Below are 26,763 nucleotides of genomic sequence, written 5' to 3' on the forward strand. Positions count from 1 at the left end.
GCGTCGTGCCGCAATGCGTCGTGCCGCAATGCGTCGTGTATCGACGGCGGATACTCTGCCGGCTCACCGGCGCGCTGGCGCGTTTCCGCATCTAGCATGCCACGTAACGCCGAAAGCACCGGATGGTCGCGCGTGTACGCGGCGCCGTAGTCGAGGTTGAACAGAAAGTCGAAATCCGCCGGCATCGCACCCTGGTTGTGCTGCAGAATCGTCTCGAGCTTGTCGAGTCCCTTGGCCAGTTTCGCTTCGGGGCTCGCGGCCGCCTCGTACTCATCCCAGAGCTCCACCAAGTCGGCCCGCACGGCATCCGGCAACGGCTGCACCAGTTGCACGAGGTCGGCCCGCTCCTGCGCGGTCTTGTTTGGCAATGACGCCTGCAGCGCGGCGGAGATATCGCCGCTGATGGCTTCGCCGAGATCGTGTACGAGACAGATGCGGAGCAGTTTCCCCACGTCTATTCCGGGGAAGTGCGGGGCCAGCACCAGCGCCATGAGACAGAGCCGCCAGCTGTGCGCGGCTACGGTTTCCTGGCGGCCGTCCGACGTCCACGACGTACGGGTCATGTACTTCAGCGACTCGGCGGCGCGCAGAAACGCGAGCGTGCCCGGCAAGTCGGCGCCAAGCGGCGCTGCGGGAGACTCACTCATCACGAATGGGTTGACGACGTGGTTGACGATGGATCGGATGGAGCCGCGGGTGAGTGCTTGGTGAACCTGGCCAACGCGTCGGCGCCGCCATGACGCACCAACCACGCGAACAGCAGCGTGCGCGCGAGACGCCCAGCAGCCAACGCCAGAACGAACTGCGGAAACGGCACGCCCGCCGCACCCGAGGCGATGCTCGTGAGCTTGGTCGACAATGGCGACATCGTGCTGGCAAAGATTGCCCAGCCACCGTACTGCGCCAACGTATCGCGATACTCGTTGATCGTGACTGGCGCGAGCGCGAAGTAGCCCGACACCGGCCCCTCGAGCCAGCTGAGCGCCTCGGCACCGGCGAAGTACAGCAGAATACTGCCGATCAGGGTGCCGGCGGTGGCAATCAGCGCGTAGCGATAGGCGCGTTCAGGACGCGCGAGCGCCAGCGGGAGGAAGAACACGTCGGCGAAGCCTGGGAAGACGCAGCCCTGCAACAGTCCCCAGCCGAACACCACGCTGTTCGACCATCCCGCATTGGCCCATTGCTCGAGGCGCGCATGCGTACGCGCCAGCCAGGTCGACTCGCGTGACATATCGCGAAAGATAGCACGATCCAGCAACAGGACGGCGGCTCCCCGCGTTCGCGTCAATCACCCGTCCCGTAGCCCTGCGATCCGTGTTCGCTGTGGACCTGGATCACCTCACGAAAGGAGAGGGCTACGCCGTGTCAGGACTGCCTAACAGTCGGAACACAGAGACCACGGATTTCACGGAAACACCACGGCTAGGCCGCACCGTGTGAGTCGCGCGCCGTGGTCGTGCCGGCCAGATCGTCTCTCGCTGTTCAACAAAAAAGGCGAACACGTCGGCGAGCCTGGCTTGATCGTCGCACGGCCGGAGCCGATCCGTGCTGTTTCCGTGCACTCCGCGGCATCCGTGTTCCGGCTGCCTTCGACCCGTCCGCTGCCACTCCGGACTGCCGTTCCGGACGCATATTTCGACGATGCGAATTCGATCTCTCCTGTGGCCGATGCTGGCCGCGCTGCCATTCCTCTCGGCCTGTCGTTCGCTCGTGCCAGGGCGTGCGCCGCGGTTTCTGTTTGTGGTGCCGCCCACCGTGGCCGACACCATCGAGACCGAAGTGCTCTCCCGCGCGGTGCGATTGCATCGGCTGGTGAATGTCAATGCGCCGTGGCGCGCGTGGGTGCTCGACGTGAATATGTCGGCCTGCGCCAGCGTGCAGGCCGTAAAAGGCGAGGCCACCGCGGTGGGTCGCAATACCACGAGCGTGCTGCTGTCGCGATTGCCGGCCGCGTCGCACCCCATAGCGGCAGTCAACGCCGATTTCTTTCTGTTCGCGCCGCCGGGTGTGCTTACCAACGCCCACATCGAACGCGGCACTGTGATCGCCGGCCCCGGCCCCAATGTGCTGTTGGGATATGACGCAGAACGCGGGTTGTTCATCGACTCGGTGCGCGTAAGCGGCGCGGTCATCTCGGCCCACGGTACGGTCGAACTGCAGCACTGGAATCGTCCGGCGCCGAATCGGGCCGGACTCGTGGACGCCCGCTGGGGTGTACCACTCGATACGCTGGCGCGCACCCGAGCGATGCGGCTCGACCCTATCGTGCCGGTGCGACAGGACACAGCCGCCGGCCGCTATGTGATGCGAACGGCACGGCCCGGTGATACGCTGGTGCTCGGTGACACGCTGCTGCTGATCCTACCGCCAGCCATGCGCGCACGGGCGGTCGTGGGCGATACGGTTACGGTGCAGCGGGGCATCACGCCGTTCTGGCCGCGCGAGACCGTGGGAGGACGCGGTGTGTTGCTCATCGACAGCGTGGTTGGCGGCGACGTGGACCGTGAAGGCAACACTGGCTTTCAGGGGCTCAATCCGCGCACCGCGGCGGGCATCGCTCGCGTGGGCAATTCGCAGCGACTGTTGCTGGCCGTGATCGACGGCCGTCAGCCTGGCTACAGCGTGGGGATGACGCTCCGGCAAACGGCAGAGCTGCTGCGGTCGCTGGGCGCGCAGCGTGCGATCAATCTCGATGGCGGTGGAAGTTCGGCGATGATCGTGCGTGACAACACCACTGGTGCGCTTCGCGTACGCAATAAACCGTCCGATCCCACGGGCGAACGACCGGTTGGGAACGCTCTCGCGGTGTTGGGGAGTTGCGCCACGCGCTAATGCACCGACTACAACCGGTCGAGGTCTTCCTTACCGATCACCGGATTCCACGGCAGCAGTTCGTACTGGGCCAGCGCGCGTCGTGTAAAGGGATCGCCGTCGCGGATGCGATCGAGCGCGGCGACCGCGTCGGTGTCGTCGACGCGCAACAGCAACCCACCGCCATTCCGCGGATCGAACGGACCAGACGCCAGCAGAATTCCCTGGGCCTTGAGGTCCTTGAGATAGGCCCGATGCTCCTCGACATACGGAGCGATCTCGTCGAACGGGCGACGGTAGCGGATGATGGCGAGTGCGTACATAGCATGCAATGGAACGCGGTGGGTGTACCGCGTCAACTGTTTCAGCACGCGCCATCCCGACCCTACCGCTTGCCCGTGAGCGCCTCGCGCAACGCTTGCCACGGCAACATCGCGCAGCCGTGTCGGCCCGGGAACGGCGCCACGCCGCGCAATGGCGTGAGGGACTCGGGCAAGGTCTCCGGAGCCGATTCGGAACTGCCTCCGGCCGAATGCAGCATCCGGTCAACCGCGTCGGCCAGTGCCAGCGCCTCGCCGACCGCGAGCCCCTGAACGGCATCGGTCATCATCGACGCCGACGCCGTGGCGATCGAGCAACTGCGTCCGATGAACGCCACCTCGTGCACCACGTCGCTGGCGAGCGACACCATGACGGTGATCTCGTCACCGCACACCGGATTCTTGCGCGCCCCGCTCACCGTTGGCGTATCGATCACGCGTCGGTTGTGCGGCGCGCGGTGGTGTGCCAGGAGGGCATCCTGATACATCGCCGCGATGCTGGCCGTGAAAGGCGCCACCGTGTTCACGTGCTCACTCGACCGTTGCGAACAGCTGCTGCGCCGCGGTGAGGGCGCCCACCAGGGCGTCCACATCGCGGCCGTCGCTGTACACGTAGAAGCTGGCCCGCGCCGTGGCACTCACGCCGAGCCGCCGCATGAGCGGCTGCGCGCAGTGGTGGCCGGCCCGGATACACACGCCATGCTGATCCAGAATCGTGGCCAGATCGTGCGGGTGCACATCGGCCAACGAAAAACTGAGTACGCCGCTGCGCTGGGCGGGCGGCGGTCCGTACACGGTGACACCGGGCAGCGCCCGTACGCTGGCCTCAGCGGCCTCCAGCAGCGCGATCTCGTGTTGGCGCACCCGATCCATGCCCAAGCCCTCCAGGTAGCGCACGGCGGCCGCCAAGGCCACTGCGTCGGCCGCGTTGGGGGTGCCGGCCTCGAACTTGTGCGGCAGCACGTTCCAAGTGCTGTCGGTGTCGCGCACCCACTCGATCATGTCGCCGCCGAACTGATAGGGCGGCATCGCCTCCAGCAGCGTGCGCCGCCCCACCAGGACGCCGATACCCATCGGCCCCAGCAGCTTGTGACCGCTGAAGGCGTAGAAGTCGATGTCGAGCGCATCAAAGTTGACGGGCAGGTGCGGGACCGCCTGGGCACCGTCCACCACGATTACGGCCGCTGAACGCGAGCGCACGATGCGCACCACATCCTGCAGCGGTGTGATCGAGCCGACCGCGTTCGATACATGCGTGATGGCCACGATCTTGGTGCGCGCGCCGACGACGTCGCGCAGCATATCAAGATCGATGGTCTGCGTGGGCGTGAGCTCCACAATGCGCAGCGTGGCGCCGGTGCGCAACGCGAGCTGTTGCCACGTCACGAAGTTCGCATGGTGCTCGAGCGCCGACACCACGATCTCCTCGCCCGGCCCCACGTGCGCGCCACCCCAGCTCGACGCCACGAGATTCATCGACTCGGTGGTGCCGCGCGTGAAGATCAGACAGTCGGCGTCGGCCACGCCCACGAATCGCGCGATGGTCGCGCGGGCATCGTGGTACGCATCGGTGGCCAGCCCCGACAGCGCGTAGGCGCCGCGATGCGGATTGGCGTTTGCCGTTTCGTAGAAATGGCGCAGCGCATCGAGCACCGCCGCCGGCTTCTGCGACGTGGCGGCCGAGTCGAGGTAGTGCAGCGCCGGGTTGGCGGCGAGCAACGGAAAATCAGCGCGGGGCGCCAGGGACGTGAGCGACATAGAACCTCTCAAATACGAACGAGCCACGGAAGAGCGACCGGCGCGCTACGAACGACGCGGCCCGACAAAGACATCCCCATCGTCGACCTCGACGGGATACGTCCCGAGATCGTCGGTGGATGGACCGGAGAGCACCGCTCCGCTCCGCACATCGAAGCGCGCACCGTGCCACGGACACTCGAGCACGCAGGGTTCGACCAGATCACCGCCGGAGATCGCGAAGTCCCGGTGCGGACAACGGTCCTCGACCGCGTGCACGGCGTCCCCGTTGCGCACCAGACAAACCCGCCGGCCGTCACTCAGCACGAGACCCACCGGCAGTCCGGCTTCGATATCGCGCAGCGCCGCCGCACGGACAAACCCTGCGGGCACACTCACCCGTCAGTACTGACCGACGGGACCGCTTCGGTTGGCCCGTCGTCGAGCGCCGCCTTGAGCGTATGCCATGCCAGCGACGCGCACTTCACGCGCACCGGAAAGCGCGACACACCGGAGAACACGACCAGCTGCCCCAGATCCTTGCCTCCACCGGCGTCCTGCCCAAGCACCAGCGCATGGAAGCGCAGGAACAGCGCTTCCGCTTCTGCGCGCGTCTTGCCCTTGACCGTCGACGTCATGAGCGACGCCGATGCCTTGGAAATCGCACAACCGTGACCGGTGAACTTCACGTCGGTGATGACGTCACCGTCGACGTGTAGCGCCACATGGACTTCGTCGCCGCACAGCGGATTCTTGCCGTCCGCCGCCCGATTCGAGCCCTCGAGCGCGCCGAAATTCCGCGGCTTGCGGTTGTGGTCGAGAATGACGGATTGGTAGAGCTCTTGTAAGTCTGACAACGAAGTAGGGAGTAGGGGTACGGACTACGGCGTACGGAGCGGAATTCGGAGCAACCTCGTACTCCCTACCCCCTACCCCGTACGTCGCCGTTAGTGGTGCACAGCACCAGTAAACCGCACCATCGTCAGCTGCTCCAGCGCTTCCTTTACCGTTTCGTTCTCGATCGTCTCGAGGACATCGGCCGCAAACGCATACATCAGCAACTGACGCGCCAGCAACTGCCCTATGCCGCGGCTCTTCAGGTAGAACAGCGCCGTCTCGTCGATGCGACCGACCGTGGCCCCGTGGGTGCACTTCACGTCGTCCGCGAAGATCTCCAGTTGCGGCTTGGTGTCGATCTGCGCGCCCTTCGACAACAGCAGCGTGTTGTTGGTCTGCTTGCCGTCGGTCTTCTGGGCCTCGGGGTGCACGTACACCTTGCCGTTGAACACACCGTGCGAGGCGTCGTCGAGCAGGCCTTTATACGCTTCGCGGCTGAAGCAGTTCGGCGCGACATGCTCCACGCGCGTCTGATGATCGCCGTGCTGCGCGTCGCCCAGCATGTACAAGCCGTTCAGCGTGGTGCCACAGCCGTCGCCCGCCAGAACCGTGAACACGTTGCTGCGCGAGAGCGCGGCACCGGTCTGGAAGGTGAACGCCATGAAGTGACTGTCGCGACCCTGACGCGCTTCCACCGTGCCCACGTGAAACGCCGTGGGCGATTCCCGTTGAATACGCAGCAGCTGCAGCGTGGCGCCGTTGTCCACCGACACTTCAACCACGGCATTGGTGAAATACGCCACGTCGGCCAGCGACACATAACTCTCGATCACCGACGCCTTCGCATGCGGCTCGGCAATCACCACATGACGCGGATGGCTCATCACTCCGGCGCCGTGGGCGTCGGTCACGTGCAGGATGTGCACCGGCACGTCGATCACCATTTCTTTCGCCACGTGGATCAGCGTACCCTCGCCGGCGAACGCGGCGTTGAGCGCCGTGAACCCATCACGGTCGGCCGGCGCCGATACGCCGAGGTGACGCGCCAGTAACTCGGCTTCCTGCACGGCCGCTGTGGCGAGGTCCATCACGCGCACGCCGTCGGGCAGCGAATCGATCGACGACAACGCCGGCGCAAAGCGGCCGTTGTAGAACACCACCAGCGGCCACGTGCCACCGAACGTGTACGGCTCGAGCGCCGCCGCGTCGAGCGTTCCCACTGTGCGCTCCAGCGCCGCCACGAACGGTGTGTGGGCGATCGCCGACACGCTCGTGTACCGCCAGTCTTCGTTACGCGTCGTTGGGAACCCCAGGCGCGCAAAAGCCTCGGCGCCCGCGGCGCGCAATGCAGTGAGCGGGGCAGGGGCGCCGTCGGCCACCGAAGTGGCGAACGCGTTGGCCTGTTCCTGGAAGGACACCGTGGTACTCACGGCAGTGCTCACGGCAGTGCTCACGGAAGTGCTCACGCCGCCTCCAACACCCAGTCGTATCCGCGGGCCTCGAGCTCCAGCGCGAGCGACTTGTCGCCCGACTTCACAATGCGGCCACCGGCCAGCACGTGCACGTAATCGGGAACGATATAGTTGAGGAGACGCTGATAGTGCGTGACCACGATCGCGGCGTTGTCCGGGCGCTTGAGGGCGTTCACGCCGTTTGCCACGATGCGCAAGGCATCGATGTCGAGGCCGGAGTCGGTTTCGTCGAGAATCGAGAGAATCGGCTGTAGCACGGCCATCTGCAGGATCTCGTTGCGTTTCTTCTCACCACCCGAGAAGCCCACGTTCACCGAGCGGCTCATCATGCTCACATCCATGTCCACCAGCTTGAGCTTCTCTTCGACCACGTCGAGAAACTCCATGGGATCGACTTCCTCGAGGCCCTTCGCCTTGCGGATCTCGTTGTAGGCGGCACGCAGGAAATACGCGTTGGTCACGCCCGGAATTTCGATGGGATACTGAAAGGCCAGGAATACGCCGTGCTGCGCGCGCACTTCCGGTGCCAGCTCCAGCAGATCGACGCCGTTGTACGTCACCGAGCCGCCGGTCACTTCATACGCCGGATGGCCAGCCAGTACCTGCGCCAGCGTGCTTTTGCCCGAGCCGTTGGGACCCATGACGGCATGCACTTCGCCGGCGTTCACGGTAAGCGTGATGCCTTTCAGAATCGGCTTGCCGTCGATAGCGGCGTGGAGATCGTTGATGACGAGCATAGAGTAAGAGCGAAGTAGGGAGTAGGGAGTACGGGGGTAAGGAGTCGGTTAACCGACAGATCCTTCGAGTGTAATGCCGAGGAGCTGCTGCGCTTCGAGCGCGAACTCCATCGGCAACTCCTTGAAGACTTCCTTGCAGAACCCGCTCACGATCATCGAGACCGCCTGTTCGGCGTCGAGCCCGCGCGCCTTGAGATAGAAGATCTGGTCTTCGCCGATCTTGCTGGTGCTCGCTTCGTGCTCGAGGATCGCGCTGTTGTTCCCCACCTCGACGTACGGGAACGTGTGTGCGCCGCAGGCATTGCCCACCAGCATCGAGTCGCACTGCGTGTAGTTGCGCGCGCCCTCGGCCTTCGGCAAAATCTGCACCTTGCCGCGGTAGCTGTTCTGTCCCTTCATCGCCGAAATGCCCTTCGAGACGATGGTGGACCTCGTATTGCGGCCGATGTGGATCATCTTCGTGCCCGTGTCGGCCTGCTGCATCTTGCTCGCCACTGCCACCGAGTAGAACTCGCCCACGCTGTTGTCGCCCTGCAGGATCACGCTCGGGTACTTCCACGTGATCGCAGAACCGGTTTCCACCTGCGTCCATGACACCTTCGCGTTCGCCATCGCCTTCGCCCGCTTGGTGACGAAGTTGTAGATGCCGCCCAGTCCGTTCTCGTCGCCGGCGTACCAGTTCTGCACGGTACTGTACTTCACCGTCGCGCCGTCGAGCGCGATGATCTCCACGATGGCCGCGTGCAGCTGGTTGGTGTCGCGCTTGGGCGCGGTGCACCCTTCCAGATAGCTCACGTACGAGCCTTCGTCGGCGATGATCAGCGTCCGTTCGAACTGGCCCGTGTCGGCCGCATTAATACGGAAATACGTGCTCAGATCCATCGGACAACGCACACCCTTCGGGATGTAGCAGAACGAACCGTCGGAGAACACCGCGCTGTTCAGCGCCGCGAAGAAGTTGTCGCTGTAGGGCACGACCGAGCCGAGGTATTTCTGGACCAACTCAGGATGTTCGCGCACCGCTTCGCTGAAGGACATGAAGAGGATCCCGTGTTTGCTCAGCTCTTCTTTGTAGGTCGTGCCGACCGACACTGAATCGATGACCGCATCGACCGCGACGCCGTTCATACGCTTCTGCTCGCTCAGCGAGATACCGAGCTTGCTGTACATCTCGAGTAGCTGTGGATCGACCTCATCGAGCGACGCCAGCGGTTTCACCGACTTCGGCGCGGAGTAGTAGCTCGCGGCCTGATAGTCGATGGGCGGATACTGCACGTTGCCCCAATGCGGCTCGGTCATCGTGAGCCAGCGTCGGAACGCCTTCAGCCGCCAGTCCAGCAGCCACGCGGGCTCGTCCTTTTTCGCCGAAATGAAGCGTACCGTCTCCTCGGACAGGCCGGGCGGGAGCGTCTCCGCCTCGAAATCTGTCGTGAAGCCGTACTGGTATTCGCGATTGACCAGCGACTCGATGGTCGAACTCATGCCTGCTCCTGTTTATCAGCCAAAAGGTGGCTCAACACGCCGTATTCACATCGGCCACAGCCGTCCTTCCGATGCGCGCCGCGCACCAGAGGAACGCCGAGCAGCCGCTCCACGAACTTTGCTTCCGCCGCGCACGCTTCTGGAAACCGCTCGGCGATTTCACGCACCGCGCAATTGTGAATGCGCAGCGTGGTCACCGCGGGTTCCCCCTCGGCGCCGTCGATCTGCACCGCCTCCGCCATGTACCCTTTCGCCGTCAACAACTCGGCCACCAACGGTATACGTTCTTCGAGCGGCAGCGACGCCAGCATCGGACCGGCCTCGTCGGCCAGCCGATTCCATTCCCACTCCAACACACCGGCCACCGCCGCCGACCCCTGCTCGGCACGCAACGCATCGAGCGCGGTGGCAAGCACGGAGACGTAGCTGCGGGGGAAGAGGGCTTCACCGGCCGGCGTCAGCGAGTACGCGAACACCGGCGCACCGACGCCGTGCACTGCGCGCTCGTAGCGCACCAAGCCATCCTCTTCGAGGGCCTTGAGGTAGCGACGGAGGCCGTTGGCCGTGAGGCCGAACTGCTCGCCGAGCTCGTGCGCCGTGAGCGGCTGCGCTTTCTTCAGCGCCACCAGCAATTCGGCTCGCACCCCTCGAAATCCCCCCAACGCTCCGATCACATCCTGCATCAGGGACAGTATAACTCGGCTTTGGTCATTACGTCAACGAATCTGTTGACGAATTACCGCCACCGAGCGCGGTACAAGCGAGATCAGCCATTTGCGTCGAAGCGGACCAGTCTGGACCCGATGGTACGGGACAGTCTTCGGGTTCCGGGAAATTTTGTCAGCGGCATCGCGCCAACGCCCGTAAACGAGTAGCATATCGGCGTTGCGCGATTGCACGCAGCCCCTTCCCCACGCAGTTCCTACCGGAGGCATCGAACGTCGTGCGTCTGACTGTCATCGTTGCTTTCCTCGTACTGCTCATCGGACTGATCGCGCTGATTCGCGCGCAGCGCATCAATCAGGCGTCCATCGAGCGCGACGGGTTGTCGCGCTTTCGTGATGCGTTTCGCGGTCGCTATCCTGAGCTGCTGCTGTCGCAGGTGTATGCGTATCTTGCCGAGCGCCACGGCGCCGTGGGGCCGCACTACATCGTGAATCCGAATGACAATCTCGAGCACGAATACGCCCTGATCGATCTCGATCTCGAGGACGCCGTGCTCGTGATTGCCGATCGCGCTGGTGCGCGGTTGCCGCGCGCAAACGAGCTCGATGAGCTGAAGGTGAAGGTGCGCTCGGTGGACGACCTGCTGCGCTACCTCGAGCCGTTCTTCCGCCCGGAAGTGGTCAAGGGGTGAGGGCGTGGCGCTCGCCGGCGCGGTCGGCGACCGCTGTCGCGCTGTGGTCGATGCTGGCCGCCTGTTCGTCTACCCGCGCAATCCGGCCTGAGCCGGAGCCCGCACGATCACTGGCGGTACCCGGATCGGCCGCGGCGGGGCCGATTGGTCCGACGCCACCGCACGTGGGGCCGCTCGATTGGCGAGTGGACGCCGACGACCTGGACGCCCTCTGGGCGCGACAGCTCATGGTCCCGGTGGAAGGGATCCCTCGCGGCTCGCTGCGAGACAACTACACGGCCAAGCGCGGGTCCGGCATTCACGGGGCGCTCGATATTGTGGCCCCTCGCTACACCGCTGTCGTGGCCTCCGATGATCTCATCATCGGCCGCCTGTTCTCCGGGCCGGTGGGAGGGATCGTGATCTACGCGTACGCTGCGGACCAGCGATTCGTGTACTACTACGCCCACCTCCAGCGCTATCGACGAGGGCTGGCGGTGGGCGACCGAGTCGCCAAGGGGTCGGTGATCGGCTACGTTGGAACGACGGGCAATGCACCACCGGATACGCCGCATCTCCATTTTCAGGTGATGAAGCGGGCCGTGGGGCGCGCATGGTGGGACGGTCCTGCCATCAACCCGTTTTCGTTCTTTGCGCTCGATGCCCTGCGTCCATGACGCCGGCTCGCAGGCGCCCGAGGGATTCATGAGCATGAAGGGCAAGGACCGTGCGGCGCTGCGCGCGGAAGCACACCACCTGAACGTGCAGGTACACATCGGTCACGCCGGACTCACGCCGACGCTGCTTGCCAGTCTCAATGACGTGCTGCGCACGCATGAATTGGTCAAGCTGCAGGTGGCCAAGGCCGGTGACCTGACGGCAAAAGAGGCCGCCCGTGATGCCGCCGAACGCGCACGCGCCGAGGTGATTCAGGTCATCGGTCGCACGTTCACGCTCTATCGCGAGAATCCGGACTTGAAGCGCGCGGACACGCCGCCCTGGCGCGGATAAGTTCCCGCCCCCGTTCCGCTTGTCGCGCGTGCACGGTCGAGTATCTTCCCTTCTCAATCGCTGCCATTCCTGGTTGCGTCGGACCCGAGACTTCGCTCATGCCCTACGTCATTACTGAAGCCTGCATTTCCGTCAAGGACAAGTCGTGCGTGGACGTCTGTCCCGTGGATTGCATCTACGAGGGAGAGGACCAGCTCTACATCCACCCCGACGAATGCATCGACTGCGGCGCGTGTGAGCCGGAGTGCCCCGTTACTGCGATCTTCCCCGAAGAAGACGTGCCCGTGCAGCTCAAGAGCTCCATCGGCAAGAACAAGGACGTCTTCGCTGCACCGAATCCGCCGGGACGCCCCACGCGCTAGGGCGAGTTCGAATTCGTGTAGGCACAGCGGGCCGCGACATCATGTCGCGGCCCGCTGTCGTATCCTGTCTCGAACGCGTTAAAACGTCCAGCCGCGGTTCTTGAGCCAGAATAGTCCGCACAACACCACATACTGCAGCACCGTCGAACGCTCGCTCCAAATCGCCTCGGCCCAATCGTGCTGTCCGTCCGTGCTGCCACTGGGCGGACGACCGAACCAGCGCGGCGTGCGCGCCTTGTACTGCAGATACTCTTGGCCGAAGATCGATTCCAGCACGCCTTCTTCATAGCGCACGATCAGCGTGTACTCGACGGCGAAGATCACGATCGCGACGGGAATGAACCAGTTCACTCCCGACACCACCGTGAAGCCGATCCACGCCAGGAAATTGCCCACGTAGAGCGGATTGCGGCACCACGCGAACGCACCGTACGTCACGAGGCGCTGCACGTCGCGTGAACGACGACGCGTCACTGTGCCCGCCGCGGCGACGCCCGCGGTTCGCACCAGCTCGCCGAGCAGCACGAGCAGCAGGCCGGCAATCCAGTTCTGCGGCGACTGCACACCAGGTACCAGCAGCGGCACAGCCAGAAACGGCACGGGAAGCCAGCCGCGGTTTTTGAACAGTACGTGCCCAATGCGGGCGGCAGGCGAACGTTCGGCTTCGGAAACAGGAGCAGTCATCGACGGCGGAATAGAGCGATGTGAAAGGCGCCGTCTTCGAGTCGGTCAGACCGAATCGGCGAGCGTCGCGAGGAAATCGGAGAGCGCATGCGTCGTTGCCGCAGGTCGCTCGACACAGGGCAGGTGACCCGCCCCCGCAATGATCTCCATGCGGACGCGCGCCGCAGCAGGAAGGGCTTCGGCGATCGCGCGCGCCTCCTTGATTGGCGTCAGCACGTCGTCTTCTCCCACCACCACGAGTGTGGGAACGGTAATCGTCTCGACCGTTTCCCGTGAGTCCGGACGGTCCCGGAGCGCCTGCAGCGCCCCCGTGATCCCCGCCACCGACTGACGTGCCATCATCACCCGGATCGTGTTCACCACGTCGGGACGTCGCGCACGCGACTCCTGTCCCAGCATCCCCTGCAGTTGGGCGTCGGCGATCGCCCGCGAGCCGTCACGCTTTACCATTGCGATCAGGTCGTCCCGCCGAGTCCGAGTGTCCTCGTCGTCGGCACCCGCTTTGGTATCAGAGAAAATGAGGGCGCTGATCCGCTCAGGGTGCCGACGCCACATCGCCATCGCGACATATCCCCCCATGGACAGGCCGCACACCACGGCCGCCTCGATCCCGAGCCAGTCCAGCAACGCCACCACGTCATCGGCATACTGGTCCATCGAAAACGGGCCGTGTGTGCTTGAATGCCCGAAGCCCCGCAGATCGGGCACGATGCAGCGCACGTGGGGCGACAGCGACAGGCGCTGGGCCGTCCACAAGGTTCGATCGTGCGGAAAGCCGTGCAGGAAGACGACGGGCAGCCCTTCGCCACTATCGTCGAAGCCGACCTGATATCCTGGAAGTTGCGCGATCATGACGCGCTCGGAGTTGGACCGCTGTCCGCCTGATCCATCACCAGGTCCGGATCCACCTCAGCGCGCGCCATGTCCTTCAGCTTGCTCTGTCGCACCATCGCCTTCTCGCGGGCATTTTCCCGCTCGGCCATCATGCGCAGCGGCACCAGAACCGCTGCCGTCAGTGGGACCGCGACCATCAGTCCAACGAAGCCAAACACCAGCGTCATCAGCGACTGCGCGACCAGCGTGATGGCCGGCGGCAGGTCCATCTCGCCGCGCATGAGATAAGGAATGAGCAGGTTGTTCTCGAGAAACTGAATCCCCCAATAGGCGATCAGCACGGCGAGCGCCTTTTCGGGCGAGTCCACGAAGGCCATCAGCACCGCTGGCACCGCGCTCAGGACCGGGCCTACCGTGGGGATGAACTCGAACAACCCGGCAATAAAGGCCAGCGCGAACGGCGCCTTCACCCCCAGGATCAGCAACACAATCATGCTCACCACGCCGATCACCACCATCGCGATCATTTGCGTGACGAGCCATTTGCGCAGCACGGTCGCGATTTCCGCCAGCACCAGACGTACCTGCGCCCGCGATGTCGCCGGAACTACCGACAGGAGCCACCCGCGATACACCTCCGGCTCGGCGCCGATGTACATCGCGAGGAACACCAGCAAGACGAAAGCGGCCACGGCGGCCAGCGTGTTCGAGACGAACGAGAACAGATAGCGCGTCGCGCCCCCTAGCCCGTCGGTGATGCGCTTCTTGATTGCCTCGCTCGGCGACGCCGCGATCGAGTCGGCCACCTGGCGCATCGCCTGCGCCGCGGTCGGCTTTCGCGCGATGGTCACTGGCGTCCCCGCGGGCACGGGAGCCGCTACCGCCGAACCGCCAGCACCGGCCGGCGGAGTCGCCGCCGACTTGATCAGCGTACCAACCAGCCCGGTCCGCTTGGAGTCGATCCACGTCTGCAGCTTGTGAATCGCTTCCGGAAAGTCGCTTTGGAGCTGTTTGCCCTGCTCGATGAGCGTGGGCGCCGTCCAGGCCAACACGCCCCCGATGGTGCCCAGTGCGCCGAGGACGATCAGCGCCGACGCGATTCCGCGTCGGATTTTGAAGCGCTCCAGGTAGTCCACCCCACTGCCGACCGCGAGGCCGAAGAGCGTGGCCAGAAAGACGAGGAACACCAGCGAGCTCACGGACCAGACCAGCTGTAGCCCGAACCAGACGGCAAGGGCAACGATGGCTGCCCGGGCGAGATCGGCCGTACGCCAGCCTCGCCGCTCGGGGGACAGCGGCTCGGGGAGCAGATCCTGATCGATAATCGTCATATCGACGAAACTACTGCGAAGGACACGCCGACGCGGAGTGGTAGGTACAAGTCGCATTCCTTCCGCAATTTCCCCCCTCTGTGAAGCGGACCGATGTACCTTTCCGATCGCCATGTCAGCATCCGCTCCGCTCTATCTCGATACGGTCGACTCCGTCGATCAGTTCCTCGCGAATCTTTCGCCGGTTCGTGCCCTCGCGCTCGATACGGAGGGCGCGAGTTTTCACCGCTTCGTCGACCGGATCTACCTGCTGCAGCTGTCGACCGATCGTCACGAAGCCGTGATTGATCCGCTGCCGATCGGAAAGCCGGCCCGATTGGGCGCCCTGATCGAAGATCCGCAGGTTGAAATCGTGTTGCACGACGCCGATTACGATCTGCGTTTGTTGCATCAGGATTACGGATGGCAGGTGAGGAATCTGTTCGACACACGCGTGGCCGCGCAGCTGCTGGGAATTCGGGCATTTGGTTTGGCGGCGTTGTTGGAACAGTATTTCGGCCTCAAGCTCGACAAGAAGCATCAGCGCGCCGACTGGAGCATGCGTCCGCTCACGGCGGACATGCTCGACTACGCAGCGCAAGACACACGCCACCTGCTCGGACTTCGCGACCAGCTGCATCAGCAACTGCTGGCCAAGGGGCGCTGGCACTGGGCGCAGGAAGAATTCGTGCGCGCGGAAACCACCCGGTGGGATCCTGATCAGGCCGAGAACAGCTTTCTCCGCATGAAGGGCGCCCGTGATCTCACGCGTCGTGAACTCGGCCGTCTTCGCGAACTGGTGAAGTGGCGCGACTCCATCGCCGCCGAACTCGATCGCGCCACCTTCCGCGTGGCCGGCAACGAAACGCTGCTCGATCTCGTGCGCCTCGCACCAGCGTCGCGGGAGGCGCTGTTCGCCGTGAAGGGCTTCCCGCGCGGCATGAATGACGCCCGTGCACTAGACGCGCTGCAGGCCATCGCGCGTGGTAACGAGGTGGCCGACGCCGATCTGCCGCGCTTTCCGAAGGCGGCGCGATGGGATCGTGAAGCAGACTTCGACGATCGCGTCGCGCGGCTCAAGGCGGTGCGTGACGTCGTCGCCTCCGATCTCGATCTCGATCCGGGCGTGCTGTGCTCGCGTGATCGCATGGAAGCGGTGGCGCGCCGTCGTCCACGTCACGTGGATGACTTGCAGGAGCTCCCCGAGCTCCGGAAGTGGCAAGCCGAAGTCCTCGGCCCAGGTTTCGTCAAGGCGCTGGCGCCGTTCGCCACGGTTTCCGACTCGCCATACAAGGTAGAATAGGGTTCTCTGCCCGCCCCACCGCATTGTGGCGCGGTCGCCACGACCGTTTCGAAGGCGCACGAAGTGTCTTTCTCACGCTACACATCGCCTTTGGATCGCTCGGGTCGCCCGGAGTACGCCGACCGGGTGCGATACGATGTAAGCGACTAAAAAACAATGAGTTAAGTCGCTCAGCGAGCGCGACAGCGGCGGCCGAACAAGTGATAATGTATTCATGTCGACACGGCACGCAGAGTGCTCTAGGGAGCAGGCAAGACCCACTCGGGTCTGTGTGATCCTCCCGCCGCCCATCAGCATGCGACTCGATACGCTTCACGCTTCACGCGTCCAAGGCCTGTTCGACACCGTTCGTGGCCGATTCATCGGCATCACGGCTGCGGTTGCCGCCGTCGATCTTTTGGCCAAGGTCGTCGCGGTGCAGTCACTGGGCTCCACCGGCGTCGTGCCGTTCAGCGATCGTTTCTCGCTGTTTGTCGTATTCAATACGGGAAGCGCCGGAGGAGTCCAAATCGGCCCATATACGTGGCAGCTCAACGTACTGGTTACGCTGTTGGCGGTTGGTCTGATCGCGTCGGTGGTGCAGGCGATGGCCGCGGTTGACCGACGGGCCACGCGAGCGCTGGCGTTCGTGGCTGGCGGTGCCGTCGGCAACCTCCTCAGCATGCTGTTCGGCCCCGACGGCGTGGCCGACTTCCTGGCCATTCGCCTGACCGGCGAAACCACCATTGTGGCAAACCTGGCCGATTTTGCGCTATGGACGGGCGCGGCGATGCTGGCGCCTGTAGCCTGGCGGCTGCTCCGCATGGTGCGCGCCGAGCGGGCACAACGCGCGGCGCCGCTGGCGGTCGAGCTGTCCTGATCGTGGGTTGAGCTAGAAGCCCATGTAGGCGCGGACCCGGGGCTCAATGCGCTCCGGCGTCCACGGTGGCGACCACACCAGGTTCATCGTGACGTCGCCGATGCCAGGGATCAGGCGCAGCTGCTGTTCCGCCTCGCCCATGATTTCCGGGCCCGACGGACAGCCCGGAGACGTGAGACTGATGTCGACCTGCACGTTCGATCCGTTTACGTGCACGTCGTAGATCAACCCGAGATCAACGATGTTGATGTTGAGATCTGGGTCCTTTACGCGGCGCAGCACCAAACGCGCCTGGTCGGCGGAAATCGCGCCACCGGTGGAATCCTGCGGGGCCCCGTCGGAGATCTCTGGACTCACGGGCTCGGCGGCAGGTGTCGGGTCTATGCTCTGATCCATGCAAGAACAATAACCGACCAGTCCAGTCCCTGTTCCGCCTGCGTTACCGCTTTCTGCGGGTGGTCTTCTTGACCACGGCCTTCTTGACCGGCGTCTTTTTCTTGGTCGCGCTCGCGGAGGACTTGGACGCAGATGACGTGCTCGCCGCCGACTTCACTCTGGACTTCTTTGACGTCGTCTTTTTCGCCGTTGTCCTCGTGGCGGCGGCGCGCTTGCCCGATGCCCGCCTCGCGGCCGCGGCGCGTCGGCGCGAGGCCACACTGCTGGCTCGGCTCGAGCGGAGCGGACGGTTCCAGTCTTGTGCACGATCAGCGCGGAAGCTGACTGGCATGGCCATGACGCCAGTCGGGTCGTCCATCACCGCCAGAACGGCCGCGTCGGCGAGGTCGTTTCGGACATCGGCGATGACCTTGCTGGGGCGTCGGGCGCGGGCGGCATGCACCCGGTTGGTGAGCAAAATGACGAACATCTGCCGATCGGGGTCGATCCAGAGCGAGGTACCGGTAAACCCGGTGTGTCCGAACGCGCGCTCCGACATGTATTGGCCGCAGCCCGCCCCGCCGTCGCAGGTATCCCAGCCCAATGCCCGATGGCCGGCCGCTCGCTTTGTGAACAGCGCCACGGCCGAATCGGAGACGACCCGCACGCCGTTGTACACCCCGCCGTCGAGCAGCATCTGCGCGAATACCGACAAATCTTCGGCGGTGCTGAACAGTCCCGCATGTCCGGCCACGCCACCGAGGGCATAGGCATTCTCGTCGTGCACCTCGCCGCGCAACGGATAGCCACGCGGGGGCGCAATCTCGGTGGGCGCCGTTCGCACCGACGCCATGGCGTCCGGACGGAAATGCGTATCAGTCATACCCAACTTCGCGAACACACTGCGCGCGAGAAACGCGTCGAGCGTCTGGCCGCTGGCCGCTTCCGCGACGAAGCCCAGCAGGTCAGCGCCGAGGTCGGAATACTCGTAGCAATTGCCGGGCGCGCACTGGATCGGCGAGGCCAGCACGGCCGCCCGTGCTTCGGCCGGGGTCTTCGCGATACGCCAGAGTTCACGCCCCGCGGGAAGACCGGCACGATGCGTGAGCAGATGACGCACCGTCACCTGATCGCGCAGTCCGCCGGAAAAGTCGGGGAGGTACCGCGACACGGGGGCATCGATATCGACCTTGCCCGCGTCGTAGAGGACCATGATGGCCGTGGTGGTCGCCACCACCTTGGTGAGCGAGGCCAAGTCGTAGATGCTTTCCCGCGACGTGACCCGGGTGCGTCCGCTCCAATCGAGCGAGCCGAAGCCGCGCGACCAGACCGAATACCCCTTCCGTCCCACGACCACCGAGGCGCCGGGATATCCGCCGGCATCGACCCCCCGCTGGACCACGCGATCGATCGTGGACAGGCGGGTCGAGGACATACCGACCGCCGCCGGTTCCCGTTCGGGAAGCCCGCTGGTGGCCGTCATGTCGGCAGCAGCGATCGCGAGTGCGGCGAGCAGTAACACCATGAGGTGGCCGGCCGTAGGGAGAAGAACGAGCGGTGGGCGAACAAACCCACCATGGGCATTTAAGACGGACCGCGGCGCCCGTCAAGCGACTCTACCCTGTTTTCACGATCAGGTTCGCGGAAGGCAACGCCGATTTGGTGATCTCGCTGCATCTGCGGTCGCAGGAAACCCCTTCGCGACATTCGGTGACAGATTCGATGGAACCCATGGAAACCGACGCCGCTATCGTCCGCCGGGCGATCGAGGGTGACGAGCGAGCCATGCGCCTGCTGTGGAATCAGCACTCGGCGCATGTGGATGCCGTCGTCCGTCGACTCGCCGCCGATCCCGACCTTGCCGAGGACATCGCGCAGGAGGTCTGGATCCAGATCTTTCGCGCCCTCCCGTCATGGCGGGGAGACGCGAAGTTCAGCACTTGGGTGCATCGCGTGGCCATCAATCGTACGCTGAACGCGCTGCGGCGCACCAAACGGCTCGCCGCGACCGAAACGGCGATCGAGGACGATTCGGCCTACGTCGAACAGGACGCCGATCGCAGCATGCTGGCGCAAACGATCGACGAGGCGGCGGGTAAGCTGTCACCCGGCGCGCGGACCGTGTTCTTGCTGCACGATGTGGAAGGCTATACCCACGAAGAAATCGCGACGGAGCTGGGGATCACTCCCGGCGGATCGAAGTCGCAACTCTTCAAGGCGCGTGCGAAGCTCCGCCGATTGCTCGCCCCGCTCGTCGAAACCTCATCAACCGGCATGGATCGCAGCTATGCAGCACCTGGATTCTGAGCGGCTCGCCGCGTTCGATCACGAAAGCTTCACGGCCGAGGAGCGGGTGCACGTCGCGGCCTGCGCCAGCTGTCGTCGCGAGGTCGCGGCATACGCTCAGCTCGTACAGCTGGCCGGCGCGCTGGTCACGCGCGATGCGGCCGAGACGGGACACCGCCTGTCGTCGTGGGAGTCGATTGCCGGTGGACTGCGGCAGGACGTCGCGCCAATCGCCGGGTCGTTCGGCGCACCACATTCGGCACCGATCGCCGCACCCGTGGCCGCACCGACCACGGAGCCGATCGCCGTCGCGACTCGACGTTCCCCCGTGTTGTCATCCCCGTGGTGGTCGCGCTCGTCGTTGCGCGCGGCGGCCGCGGTGGCGCTGATGGTCGGTGGGGCAGTGCTTGGTCGCATCAGCTCCGTTTCGCCGCTGTTGTCGCCCGATCGCTCGGCCAGCGTGGCCGGCGTGATGGCCGAATCGCTGGGGCTCGGCGATGTCTCGCTGCGCCCGGCTACCTACGGCGCGGCTGGTGAATTCGCGTCGGTCGATCAAGCCACCAGCCTGCTGACTCGCGCGCAGCGCGATTACGAACGCGCGTCGTTGTGGCTGGCCGCCAACGACAGCCGGCCGCACGACTCCGACGTGTACCGCGCCCGTCTCGCCGCGCTCGATCAGATGATGGCAGCCTCCCGCGCGGCTCTCGGCGATGCACCGCAGGATCCGGTGCTCAACCAGTACTATCTCGCCGCGTTCTCCGCGCGCGAAGCCACGCTGCAGCAGCTCGGCACCTCGCTGCCCGTGGGCAAGACCATCGAGCGATACTGATGATGCGCTTCCAGTCAATTTCCGCGATTGGACTGTTGTGTACCGTCGGTGCACTCGGTGCCGGGACCGTTGGCGCGCAAAGTACGGTGCACACGCCGACGCGCCTGCGCGGGACGATCATCGCCAGCTCCGCGGCGAATGCCTGCGCCGAGCTCGCGGCGACGCCGTCGGCGCTCGTCAATGCCCCTGAAGGGATGGCGCTGCTGCGTTTCAAGCGTGAGCTCGAAAGCGCCGCGTTCACGATGGAGCAACAACAACAGCTTCAGGGCGTCGATGTCCAGCGCATCACGCAGGTGCAACGTGGCGTCGATTCGCTCATGCAAACGATTATCGTCCGCGTGCAACACCGTGATGGTCCGGACGGTGACGTGATCACCGTGCTCCGTCGCGACAGCGTGAGCGTTCCGCAGATTCAGGCGAACATTCGTTTGCTGCAACCGCAGATCACGGCGTTCATCGCGGCGATTGAAGCGCAGTCAGGGCGGGATGGGCGCGAGACCGGCTACATGGGCGTCGGGTTACTCGGGGCGCAGGTGCGTACGGTCACGCCGGAGGGCGTACTGGTGAGTCACTGTGACTATCCCGTGGTAGAAACGGTCGATGCGGGTTCGCCCGCATCGCGTGCCGGAGTGCTCGCCGGCGACACCCTGCTGGCGTACAATGGTCGCGATCTCAAGCAGCGCGCCGTGAACTATCAGCGTATGCTGGCACCGGGAGCGACGGTGCGCCTGCGCGTGAAACGCGGCAGCACAGCGCGCGAGATTCCGGTGGCCGTCGTGGCGCGCAAAGTAGAACGGCAGATCGTATTGATGCGCGGGCCTGATGTCACGGCGTTGGCCCAGCCGCCGGACGCGCCGTGGGCGCTGAGCGGTCGGCTGATGATTTCGTCGGCGCGGCCATCTACGGCTTCGTCGGCCCCGATCACGAGCACCGTGTCCACGAATGCGGTCGCGGTGCTGCTTGGCGCGCAGCTCTCCACCGTCGATGACGACTTTGCCGAGGTGCTCGGACTCGAGCCCGGCATTCTCGTGCTGCGCGTATCGCCGGGGTCACCGTTCGCGGAGGCTGGCCTTCGCGGTGGCGAAATCATTCGCACCGTCAACGGGGCGACCGTGCGGGATGTGCAGGCGTTGCGTCGCGCGATCGCCGGTGTCGGGGCGCGGGAAGTGCGGCTCACCGTGCTCTCACGCGCTAGCGGCACCCGGACGGTCACGCTTCGCTGGTAGGTAGCGCTGCACGAAACGCTACTTCAGGCTTCCGGCGGGAACGGCGTACAGCAGTCGCACGGTCGCGCGATCGGTTTCGCTGAGCTCACGCACCCGTACGCGTGCCGACATGATGTCGTCGGACGACTCGGCGTGATCGAGACCGAGTAAGTGTCCGACCTCGTGCAACGCGATGGCGCGCATCTGTGGTGGCGTGACGAACCCGCCGCCCGGATGTGACACGGCGAGCTGAATGTCACTCGACACCAGCCAGTACGCCGCGTCGCGGCTCCAGATCGTCTTGCCGCTGATGCCGTTGGCGAACGAGCTCGTAAAGCGCACATGCACATCGGCACTGGCCGAATCGATCACGAATGTGAATCGCACGGGAATACCCGCTTGCACCCACGTGGCGAACGCATCGCGCACCACCGGCAGATAGTCGGGCTTCCACCCCTCGATCGCATCGCCGTCGCGAATGAACACCCGCAGCGGACGCGTCATGCGGTCGGGCCAGCGGGTCAGCGTCGAATCGCGTGACCTCAGCAGCGCGTTCATGTAGGTGCCGCCGATGCCGGGCGCGAGGCGACGACGGATCTCGTCAGCCGAAATCGACGGACGAGCGGGGCGAACCAGCAACGACGAGGCCACCAGCACTTCTTCGCGGTGCGGCAACGCTCGCGGTACGATCAGTCCGCTGTCCACCGCGATCCGGAGGCCTCGGGGGGGGCGAGGGCCGCGCTCGTCAATGGCACCGGCCGCCTCGCTTCGTGTGGACAAGGTGCGCACGCCGACCGACTGCCCGCCAATGAAGCAGGCCAGGCCGACCACACAACAAGCGAGCAGCGTTTCTGCGGTCTTCATCGAGTCGCGTCAGGAGTCTGGTGATCCCTCGGCGAGGAAGGCGGGCACCGAAGCGAAGAACGCGTCGGGGGCTTCCCAAAAGGGAACACGTCCGCCGCTCGATGGACGACGAGCGTTGGCGCAGGCAGGTCACGCCGCGTGTCTGCCCAGTCGTCGCCATCACGCCGCCGCCCCGCGGGTCGAACCGGATCTCGGGCCGCTGTGAGGCGAGTGCGGCGAGGCGCGATGCCGGTCGCGCGCGGACCTGCTCACGCCCACGGCACGACCGCATCAACGAGCCGTCCGGTCTCGATCAACTCGTGCAGCTCATCGCCGAGCGCGGTACTGGCATCGAGGATTGTTTGCCAGCGGCGCATCCGCTCGGCTTCCGTGAAATCGAAGAAATCGCGTCGGTCGGGAATGCGGCGACCGGGCAGGGACGCGAGGAATGCTGGTGACGGCGCGATCAGCAGCGTACGCGCAAAATTCGTGGAACCGGCGCGACGCCACGGAAGCGACTTGTCGAACCACCCCGGCACCACGTGATCGTAGAAGTGCGCGTACAGCACGAGCCCGGGACCCATGCCGTAGTCGAGATCGAGATGGTAGTCGGTAACGCCGCCGTCCCAATGCACGCCGGGCGCTCCGGGAATGCGCACGCCTTCCATGAGCAGCGGAATCGCCCCCGACGCGAGGAGCGCGGCGCGCAGATTGCTCGGGGTGAGCGTGCGGTGCACGGTGGGCAAATCGCACAAATGCAGGAACGGTGAGTGATCGCCGGCCGAATGAAAAATCGTGCGTCGCATCTGCCAGGCGAGCGAGCGTCGCGTCACCAGGTTGGCAGCGGCGGCGAGCGCCATCGCTGTTGCCAACACGGGCCGGCGATCACTCGCCGCGATCCCGCGCGACTCGGCGGTGATCACATGCAGGCGGAACATCGGATGCGACAGGATCTCGTCGACGCCCTGTTCGCCAAGCAGATAGTCGAGGGCGCGCGTGAGCACGTCGCTCACTTCCCTCGCCAGCGGCTTCGGCGAGTAGCGCTGGCGGTAGATGTACGCCTCGTGTCCGCGGGCGAGGGCGGCCACCGGGTCGCGTTGGGCGAGACAGGCCATGCGCCAGCTGCCGATCGACGAGCCGATGAGGTGCAGCGGCTGCGCGCGCGGCTGCTGCAACAGGTGGCCGAACAGATAGCGATCGAGTCCCGCGATGCCGATCCATTTCGCGCCGCCCGAGGCCCCGGGCACGATGTCGATCTGATCGGCCCGGAGCCCGCCGTGCGCACGAAGGTGGGCAAGGGCGGTGGGACCGGCGCGAAGGGTGAGCAGGGAGGTCATTCCCTGAAATCTTATGCCCTCGCGGGGCGAGGTGTCCGCGAATAGCATCGCGTGAGCTGTGCGCGATACCCGATTGACGTACTCGGAATGATACGGTTAACTATAAATTCCTTCATGGGAATCATTCTCAACTAAGCCGACCGTGCGCCTCATTCGCCAACTGTTCTTCTGGACGCACCTCGTGATCGGTCTCGCCGCCGGTGCTCTGGTGTTCATCATGGCCGTGACCGGCGTCCTGCTCACGTACCAGAAGCAGATGACCGTGTGGGCCGATGTGCGACGTCTCGACGGCGCGCCGTCGGCCGTGGGGCAGGCGCCACTCCCGGCCGATACGCTGCTGGCCCGCGTTGCGGCAACCGAGCGGGCCACGCCGACGGCGATCGTGTGGCGCGAAGGGGCGAACATGCCGGTGGAAATACAGTTCGGACGCGACAAGCGGATCTTCGCCAACGCCTACTCGGCTGAGCTGCTCGGCACGGGTTCCGCCGGGATGCGTGGATTCTTCCGGATGATGACCGACTGGCATCGATGGCTCGCTGCCAAGGGGGACACGCGCGATTTGGGGCGCGCTGCAACGGGCGCGGCAAATCTGGCCTTTCTGCTGATCGTGTTGAGTGGCATGTGGCTGTGGTGGCCGCCCAATCTCCGATGGAGCGCGGTGCGCAATGTGGCCTGGTTCCGACGTGGTCTCACGAGCAAAGCGCGTGACTTCAACTGGCACAACGTGATCGGCTTCTGGAGCGCCATCCCGTTGGTGATCGTGGTGGCGTCGGGGGTTGTCATCTCGTATCCGTGGGCCAGCGGGCTGGTGTTCCGGGTGGCGGGTGAAGCGCCTCCGGGGCGCACAGCGTCGGGCCCGCCGGTCAGCACACTACCGGTCAGTGACGGCGCAGGTGGCGAGGCTCCCCGTGGAGAGGGCTTCCCTGCGCTCCCTGGCTCCCTGCAGCCCCGATTCGCCGTGGCGCAGGGTCAGGTGCCCAACTGGCGCACGATCTCGCTCACGCTGCCCACTGCGCTCGAGGCGGACGCGTCCTTCTCGCTGGACCGCGGCATGGGAGGCGAACCCCACAAGCGAACGACCGTTGTCATCGACCGAGAGGGGCAGGTCTCCGCACGGCAGTCCTTCGCCATGCAGAGCCGCGGCCGCCGTTTGCGCTCCATCCTCCGTTTCGCGCACACTGGTGAAGTGCTCGGCGTGTTTGGGCAAACGCTCGCCGGCCTGATCTCACTCGGCAGCGCCGTCTTGGTCGTCACTGGCATCGCGCTGTCGCTCCGCCGCGTTCGCGCCTGGCAGCGCCGCCGCCGCCCCTCCGCGATCGCCTGAAAGCACAGAACGCGGAGCAGGAATCCAGTAGCACAAACAGCAACCGCGACAGCAACCGCGACAGCAACCGCGACAGCAACCGCGACAGCAACCGCGACAGCAACCGCCGGAACACGGAAACCACGGATTACACTGGACGATGCACTGAATAGACTGAACGGCGCGTCTTGATCGGGGTCTTCGGGATTTCGTGTGGGTGGATTTTGGCCGACACCTTCGTATGAAGTGTGTGCCCGCGACCGGTCGCCGCAGCGCACCGACACCCCAACGCACGCATCGGCCAGCGCCGATGGTGCCGCCGGAATTCGCGGTAAGACTGTTCAGCGGCGTCTTGGCCGAGATTTACCCACAAAAGGCCCCGACGAACCAGATTCGCTTCGCTTCGTAGCTCATCCCGTGTCGTTTCCGTGTATCCGGCGTGCTGCGACTCCGGTGCGCCGATGTGCTCACTGCGTGGGGCAGCCGACGAGAAGTTGTGCGGCATTTGCCAACATGGTCGAGTCTGGCGGTTGCCGCCGACTGCCCCGTGGTGCGATAGTCAGGCCATGACGTCACCGCTATCAGAGATTGCCGGGCTCCCTCGTCCGAAGGACGATGAACTCGATCTCTTCGGGATCACGCATCAGGGGCTTGTCCGCACCAACAATCAGGATCACTTCCTGCTTTGCACGGTGCATCCGCAGGTGGTCGTCCGTTCGACCAGCCTGCCCACGATCGACCAGATCACACTTCGCGGCGAGCGCCTCGCCACGATCATGCTGGTGGCCGACGGCGTGGGCGGAAGCGTGGACGGTAGTGAAGCCAGCCGCTTGGCGACGATTGCCGTTACGGAGTACTTCGCGTCGGCGATGCGCTGCTACCATACCGTCGGCTCGGCCAGCGAACACGAGTTCACGGAAGCGCTGCGCAATGCCGCCATCGAGGCGCACAACCGCGTACGTTCCCAAGCCGAGGCGCAGTTTGAAGGGCGCCGCATGGCCAGCACGCTGTCGGTCGCGATCGTGGTGTGGCCGTGGCTGTACGTGGTGCAGGTGGGTGACAGCCGCTGCTACGTGTATCATGATGGCGTGCTGCGACAGGTCACGCGTGATCAGACGATTGCGCAGGAAATGGTCGACCGCGGCGCGCTGTCCCCGGAGCGCGCTCAGAATTCGCCGCTCAATCACGTGCTGTCCAGCGCCATCGGCGCCGAGGAGGCGCTGCCGGTTATTTCCCGGGTCGATGTCGGCCAGCGCGGCACGGTGACGCTGGTGTGCTCGGACGGTCTCACCAAGCATGTTACCGACGACGAGATCGGCTCGGCTATCGGGCGGATGACGTCGGCCGAGCAGCTGTGTCATGAACTGCTCGACCTCGTGCTGCAGCGCGGTGGTAGTGACAACGTGACCGTCGTGGTGGGTCGCGCGCTGCCGTGACGCGGCTGCCGTGACGCGGCTCCCGTGACGCGGCTCCCGTGACGCGGCTCCCGT

The 26,763-nt window shown here is 65.1% G+C and carries 30 protein-coding genes; 12 read left to right on the forward strand and 18 right to left on the reverse strand.

Going from position 1 to position 26,763, the window contains the following annotated elements; genetic code table 11:
- Positions 1–647: HD domain-containing protein (locus ACLL97_RS07315; protein WP_411279817.1), on the reverse strand; the 647-nt coding region annotated here is incomplete at its 3' end.
- Positions 647–1,231: a YqaA family protein gene (locus ACLL97_RS07320; protein ID WP_411279818.1), complete on the reverse strand. Its 585-nt coding sequence runs from the start codon at positions 1,229–1,231 to the stop codon at positions 647–649. The genes ACLL97_RS07320 and ACLL97_RS07315, both read right to left, overlap by 1 nt.
- A 410-nt stretch (positions 1,232–1,641) precedes the next feature.
- Here ACLL97_RS07320 and ACLL97_RS07325 point away from each other — a divergent pair, with 410 nt between their 5' ends.
- The gene (locus ACLL97_RS07325) at positions 1,642–2,832 is read left to right on the forward strand and encodes a phosphodiester glycosidase family protein (RefSeq protein ID WP_411279819.1); all 1,191 of its coding nucleotides are present in this window, start codon (positions 1,642–1,644) and stop codon (positions 2,830–2,832) included.
- A gap of 8 nt (positions 2,833–2,840) precedes the next feature.
- On the opposite strand, the gene ACLL97_RS07330 is transcribed toward ACLL97_RS07325, so the two are convergent.
- From ACLL97_RS07330 to ACLL97_RS07370, 9 genes are all read right to left on the reverse strand, one after another.
- Entirely contained in the window at positions 2,841–3,134 is a 294-nt protein-coding gene (locus tag ACLL97_RS07330) for a YciI family protein (RefSeq protein WP_411279820.1), read from the reverse strand.
- Between the two features lie 62 nt (positions 3,135–3,196).
- A complete protein-coding gene (gene sufU / locus ACLL97_RS07335) occupies positions 3,197–3,649 on the reverse strand; it encodes a Fe-S cluster assembly sulfur transfer protein SufU (RefSeq protein WP_411279821.1) in 453 nt (150 codons plus the stop codon).
- Positions 3,650–3,662: 13 nt separating this feature from the next.
- The gene (locus tag ACLL97_RS07340) at positions 3,663–4,889 is read right to left on the reverse strand and encodes an aminotransferase class V-fold PLP-dependent enzyme (protein WP_411279822.1); all 1,227 of its coding nucleotides are present in this window, start codon (positions 4,887–4,889) and stop codon (positions 3,663–3,665) included.
- Positions 4,890–4,934: 45 nt separating this feature from the next.
- Positions 4,935–5,267 carry a Rieske (2Fe-2S) protein gene (locus ACLL97_RS07345; RefSeq protein ID WP_411279823.1) on the reverse strand — a complete coding sequence of 111 codons (333 nt, stop codon included), beginning with the start codon at positions 5,265–5,267 and terminating at the stop codon, positions 4,935–4,937.
- Positions 5,264–5,725 carry a Fe-S cluster assembly sulfur transfer protein SufU gene (gene sufU / locus ACLL97_RS07350; protein ID WP_411279824.1) on the reverse strand — a complete coding sequence of 154 codons (462 nt, stop codon included), beginning with the start codon at positions 5,723–5,725 and terminating at the stop codon, positions 5,264–5,266. The genes ACLL97_RS07345 and sufU (ACLL97_RS07350) overlap by 4 nt, the downstream gene beginning before the upstream one ends.
- 90 nt (positions 5,726–5,815) lie before the next feature.
- Positions 5,816–7,147 (reverse strand): Fe-S cluster assembly protein SufD, encoded by a 1,332-nt coding sequence (sufD, locus tag ACLL97_RS07355; protein WP_411279825.1) that lies wholly within the window; start codon positions 7,145–7,147, stop codon positions 5,816–5,818.
- A gap of 20 nt (positions 7,148–7,167) precedes the next feature.
- Positions 7,168–7,914, reverse strand: a complete 747-nt coding sequence (gene sufC, locus ACLL97_RS07360) for a Fe-S cluster assembly ATPase SufC (protein WP_411279826.1) — start codon at positions 7,912–7,914, stop codon at positions 7,168–7,170.
- Between the two features lie 48 nt (positions 7,915–7,962).
- Positions 7,963–9,396: a Fe-S cluster assembly protein SufB gene (gene sufB, locus ACLL97_RS07365; protein ID WP_411279827.1), complete on the reverse strand. Its 1,434-nt coding sequence runs from the start codon at positions 9,394–9,396 to the stop codon at positions 7,963–7,965.
- Positions 9,393–10,079: a helix-turn-helix transcriptional regulator gene (locus ACLL97_RS07370; protein ID WP_411279828.1), complete on the reverse strand. Its 687-nt coding sequence runs from the start codon at positions 10,077–10,079 to the stop codon at positions 9,393–9,395. The genes sufB and ACLL97_RS07370 overlap by 4 nt, the downstream gene beginning before the upstream one ends.
- 260 nt (positions 10,080–10,339) lie before the next feature.
- Here ACLL97_RS07370 and ACLL97_RS07375 point away from each other — a divergent pair, with 260 nt between their 5' ends.
- The 4 genes from ACLL97_RS07375 to ACLL97_RS07390 all read left to right on the forward strand — a co-directional run bounded on the left by ACLL97_RS07375 (position 10,340) and on the right by ACLL97_RS07390 (position 12,105).
- On the forward strand, positions 10,340–10,753 hold the full coding sequence (locus ACLL97_RS07375) for a hypothetical protein (RefSeq protein WP_411279829.1): 414 nt from the start codon (positions 10,340–10,342) through the stop codon (positions 10,751–10,753).
- A 164-nt stretch (positions 10,754–10,917) separates the two neighbouring features.
- A complete protein-coding gene (locus ACLL97_RS07380; RefSeq protein ID WP_411279830.1) occupies positions 10,918–11,409 on the forward strand; it encodes a M23 family metallopeptidase in 492 nt (163 codons plus the stop codon).
- Positions 11,393–11,743, forward strand: coding sequence for a YhbY family RNA-binding protein (locus tag ACLL97_RS07385; RefSeq protein WP_411279831.1), 351 nt, complete (start codon positions 11,393–11,395; stop codon positions 11,741–11,743). Before ACLL97_RS07380 ends, ACLL97_RS07385 begins: the two co-directional genes overlap by 17 nt.
- Before the next feature lie 98 nt (positions 11,744–11,841).
- Positions 11,842–12,105 (forward strand): indolepyruvate ferredoxin oxidoreductase subunit alpha, encoded by a 264-nt coding sequence (locus ACLL97_RS07390; RefSeq protein WP_411279832.1) that lies wholly within the window; start codon positions 11,842–11,844, stop codon positions 12,103–12,105.
- A 78-nt stretch (positions 12,106–12,183) separates the two neighbouring features.
- Here ACLL97_RS07390 and ACLL97_RS07395 read toward each other — a convergent pair whose 3' ends face one another.
- Genes ACLL97_RS07395 through ACLL97_RS07405 form a run of 3 tightly spaced genes read right to left on the reverse strand, consistent with a single transcriptional unit; the run spans position 12,184 to position 14,954 of the window.
- Entirely contained in the window at positions 12,184–12,789 is a 606-nt protein-coding gene (locus tag ACLL97_RS07395) for a methyltransferase family protein (RefSeq protein ID WP_411279833.1), read from the reverse strand.
- A 45-nt stretch (positions 12,790–12,834) separates the two neighbouring features.
- Positions 12,835–13,641, reverse strand: a complete 807-nt coding sequence (locus ACLL97_RS07400) for an alpha/beta fold hydrolase (RefSeq protein WP_411279834.1) — start codon at positions 13,639–13,641, stop codon at positions 12,835–12,837.
- On the reverse strand, positions 13,638–14,954 hold the full coding sequence (locus ACLL97_RS07405) for an AI-2E family transporter (protein ID WP_411279835.1): 1,317 nt from the start codon (positions 14,952–14,954) through the stop codon (positions 13,638–13,640). Before ACLL97_RS07405 ends, ACLL97_RS07400 begins: the two co-directional genes overlap by 4 nt.
- Before the next feature lie 112 nt (positions 14,955–15,066).
- Here ACLL97_RS07405 and ACLL97_RS07410 point away from each other — a divergent pair, with 112 nt between their 5' ends.
- Positions 15,067–16,236 (forward strand): ribonuclease D, encoded by a 1,170-nt coding sequence (locus tag ACLL97_RS07410; RefSeq protein WP_411279836.1) that lies wholly within the window; start codon positions 15,067–15,069, stop codon positions 16,234–16,236.
- A gap of 295 nt (positions 16,237–16,531) precedes the next feature.
- Complete coding sequence (locus ACLL97_RS07415; RefSeq protein WP_411279837.1) at positions 16,532–17,095, forward strand: signal peptidase II; 564 nt, start codon at positions 16,532–16,534, stop codon at positions 17,093–17,095.
- Between the two features lie 12 nt (positions 17,096–17,107).
- On the opposite strand, the gene ACLL97_RS07420 is transcribed toward ACLL97_RS07415, so the two are convergent.
- Entirely contained in the window at positions 17,108–17,491 is a 384-nt protein-coding gene (locus tag ACLL97_RS07420; protein ID WP_411279838.1) for a metal-sulfur cluster assembly factor, read from the reverse strand.
- Positions 17,492–17,534: 43 nt separating this feature from the next.
- Positions 17,535–18,995, reverse strand: a complete 1,461-nt coding sequence (locus ACLL97_RS07425) for a serine hydrolase domain-containing protein (protein WP_411279839.1) — start codon at positions 18,993–18,995, stop codon at positions 17,535–17,537.
- A 197-nt stretch (positions 18,996–19,192) separates the two neighbouring features.
- On the opposite strand from ACLL97_RS07425, the gene ACLL97_RS07430 reads away from it, so the two are divergent.
- The 3 genes from ACLL97_RS07430 to ACLL97_RS07440 are packed head-to-tail and all read left to right on the forward strand — an operon-like array spanning position 19,193 to position 21,811.
- Positions 19,193–19,777 carry an RNA polymerase sigma factor gene (locus ACLL97_RS07430; protein ID WP_411279840.1) on the forward strand — a complete coding sequence of 195 codons (585 nt, stop codon included), beginning with the start codon at positions 19,193–19,195 and terminating at the stop codon, positions 19,775–19,777.
- The gene (locus ACLL97_RS07435) at positions 19,758–20,585 is read left to right on the forward strand and encodes a hypothetical protein (RefSeq protein WP_411279841.1); all 828 of its coding nucleotides are present in this window, start codon (positions 19,758–19,760) and stop codon (positions 20,583–20,585) included. Before ACLL97_RS07430 ends, ACLL97_RS07435 begins: the two co-directional genes overlap by 20 nt.
- Positions 20,585–21,811: a PDZ domain-containing protein gene (locus tag ACLL97_RS07440; RefSeq protein ID WP_411279842.1), complete on the forward strand. Its 1,227-nt coding sequence runs from the start codon at positions 20,585–20,587 to the stop codon at positions 21,809–21,811. Before ACLL97_RS07435 ends, ACLL97_RS07440 begins: the two co-directional genes overlap by 1 nt.
- Positions 21,812–21,829: 18 nt before the next feature.
- On the opposite strand, the gene ACLL97_RS07445 is transcribed toward ACLL97_RS07440, so the two are convergent.
- Together ACLL97_RS07445 and ACLL97_RS07450 are read right to left on the reverse strand one after the other, a co-directional pair.
- Positions 21,830–22,654, reverse strand: a complete 825-nt coding sequence (locus ACLL97_RS07445) for a matrixin family metalloprotease (RefSeq protein WP_411279843.1) — start codon at positions 22,652–22,654, stop codon at positions 21,830–21,832.
- A 248-nt stretch (positions 22,655–22,902) separates the two neighbouring features.
- The gene (locus ACLL97_RS07450) at positions 22,903–23,970 is read right to left on the reverse strand and encodes a patatin-like phospholipase family protein (RefSeq protein ID WP_411279844.1); all 1,068 of its coding nucleotides are present in this window, start codon (positions 23,968–23,970) and stop codon (positions 22,903–22,905) included.
- 142 nt (positions 23,971–24,112) lie between these two features.
- On the opposite strand from ACLL97_RS07450, the gene ACLL97_RS07455 reads away from it, so the two are divergent.
- Both ACLL97_RS07455 and ACLL97_RS07460 read left to right on the forward strand, forming a co-directional pair.
- Positions 24,113–25,294 (forward strand): PepSY-associated TM helix domain-containing protein, encoded by a 1,182-nt coding sequence (locus ACLL97_RS07455; RefSeq protein WP_411279845.1) that lies wholly within the window; start codon positions 24,113–24,115, stop codon positions 25,292–25,294.
- A 545-nt stretch (positions 25,295–25,839) separates the two neighbouring features.
- Positions 25,840–26,709, forward strand: a complete 870-nt coding sequence (locus ACLL97_RS07460) for a PP2C family protein-serine/threonine phosphatase (protein ID WP_411279846.1) — start codon at positions 25,840–25,842, stop codon at positions 26,707–26,709.
- Positions 26,710–26,763: the final 54 nt, after the last annotated feature.

The sequence above is a fragment of the Gemmatimonas sp. genome, assembly GCF_046594945.1.
Taxonomy (GTDB): Bacteria; Gemmatimonadota; Gemmatimonadetes; order Gemmatimonadales; family Gemmatimonadaceae; genus Gemmatimonas.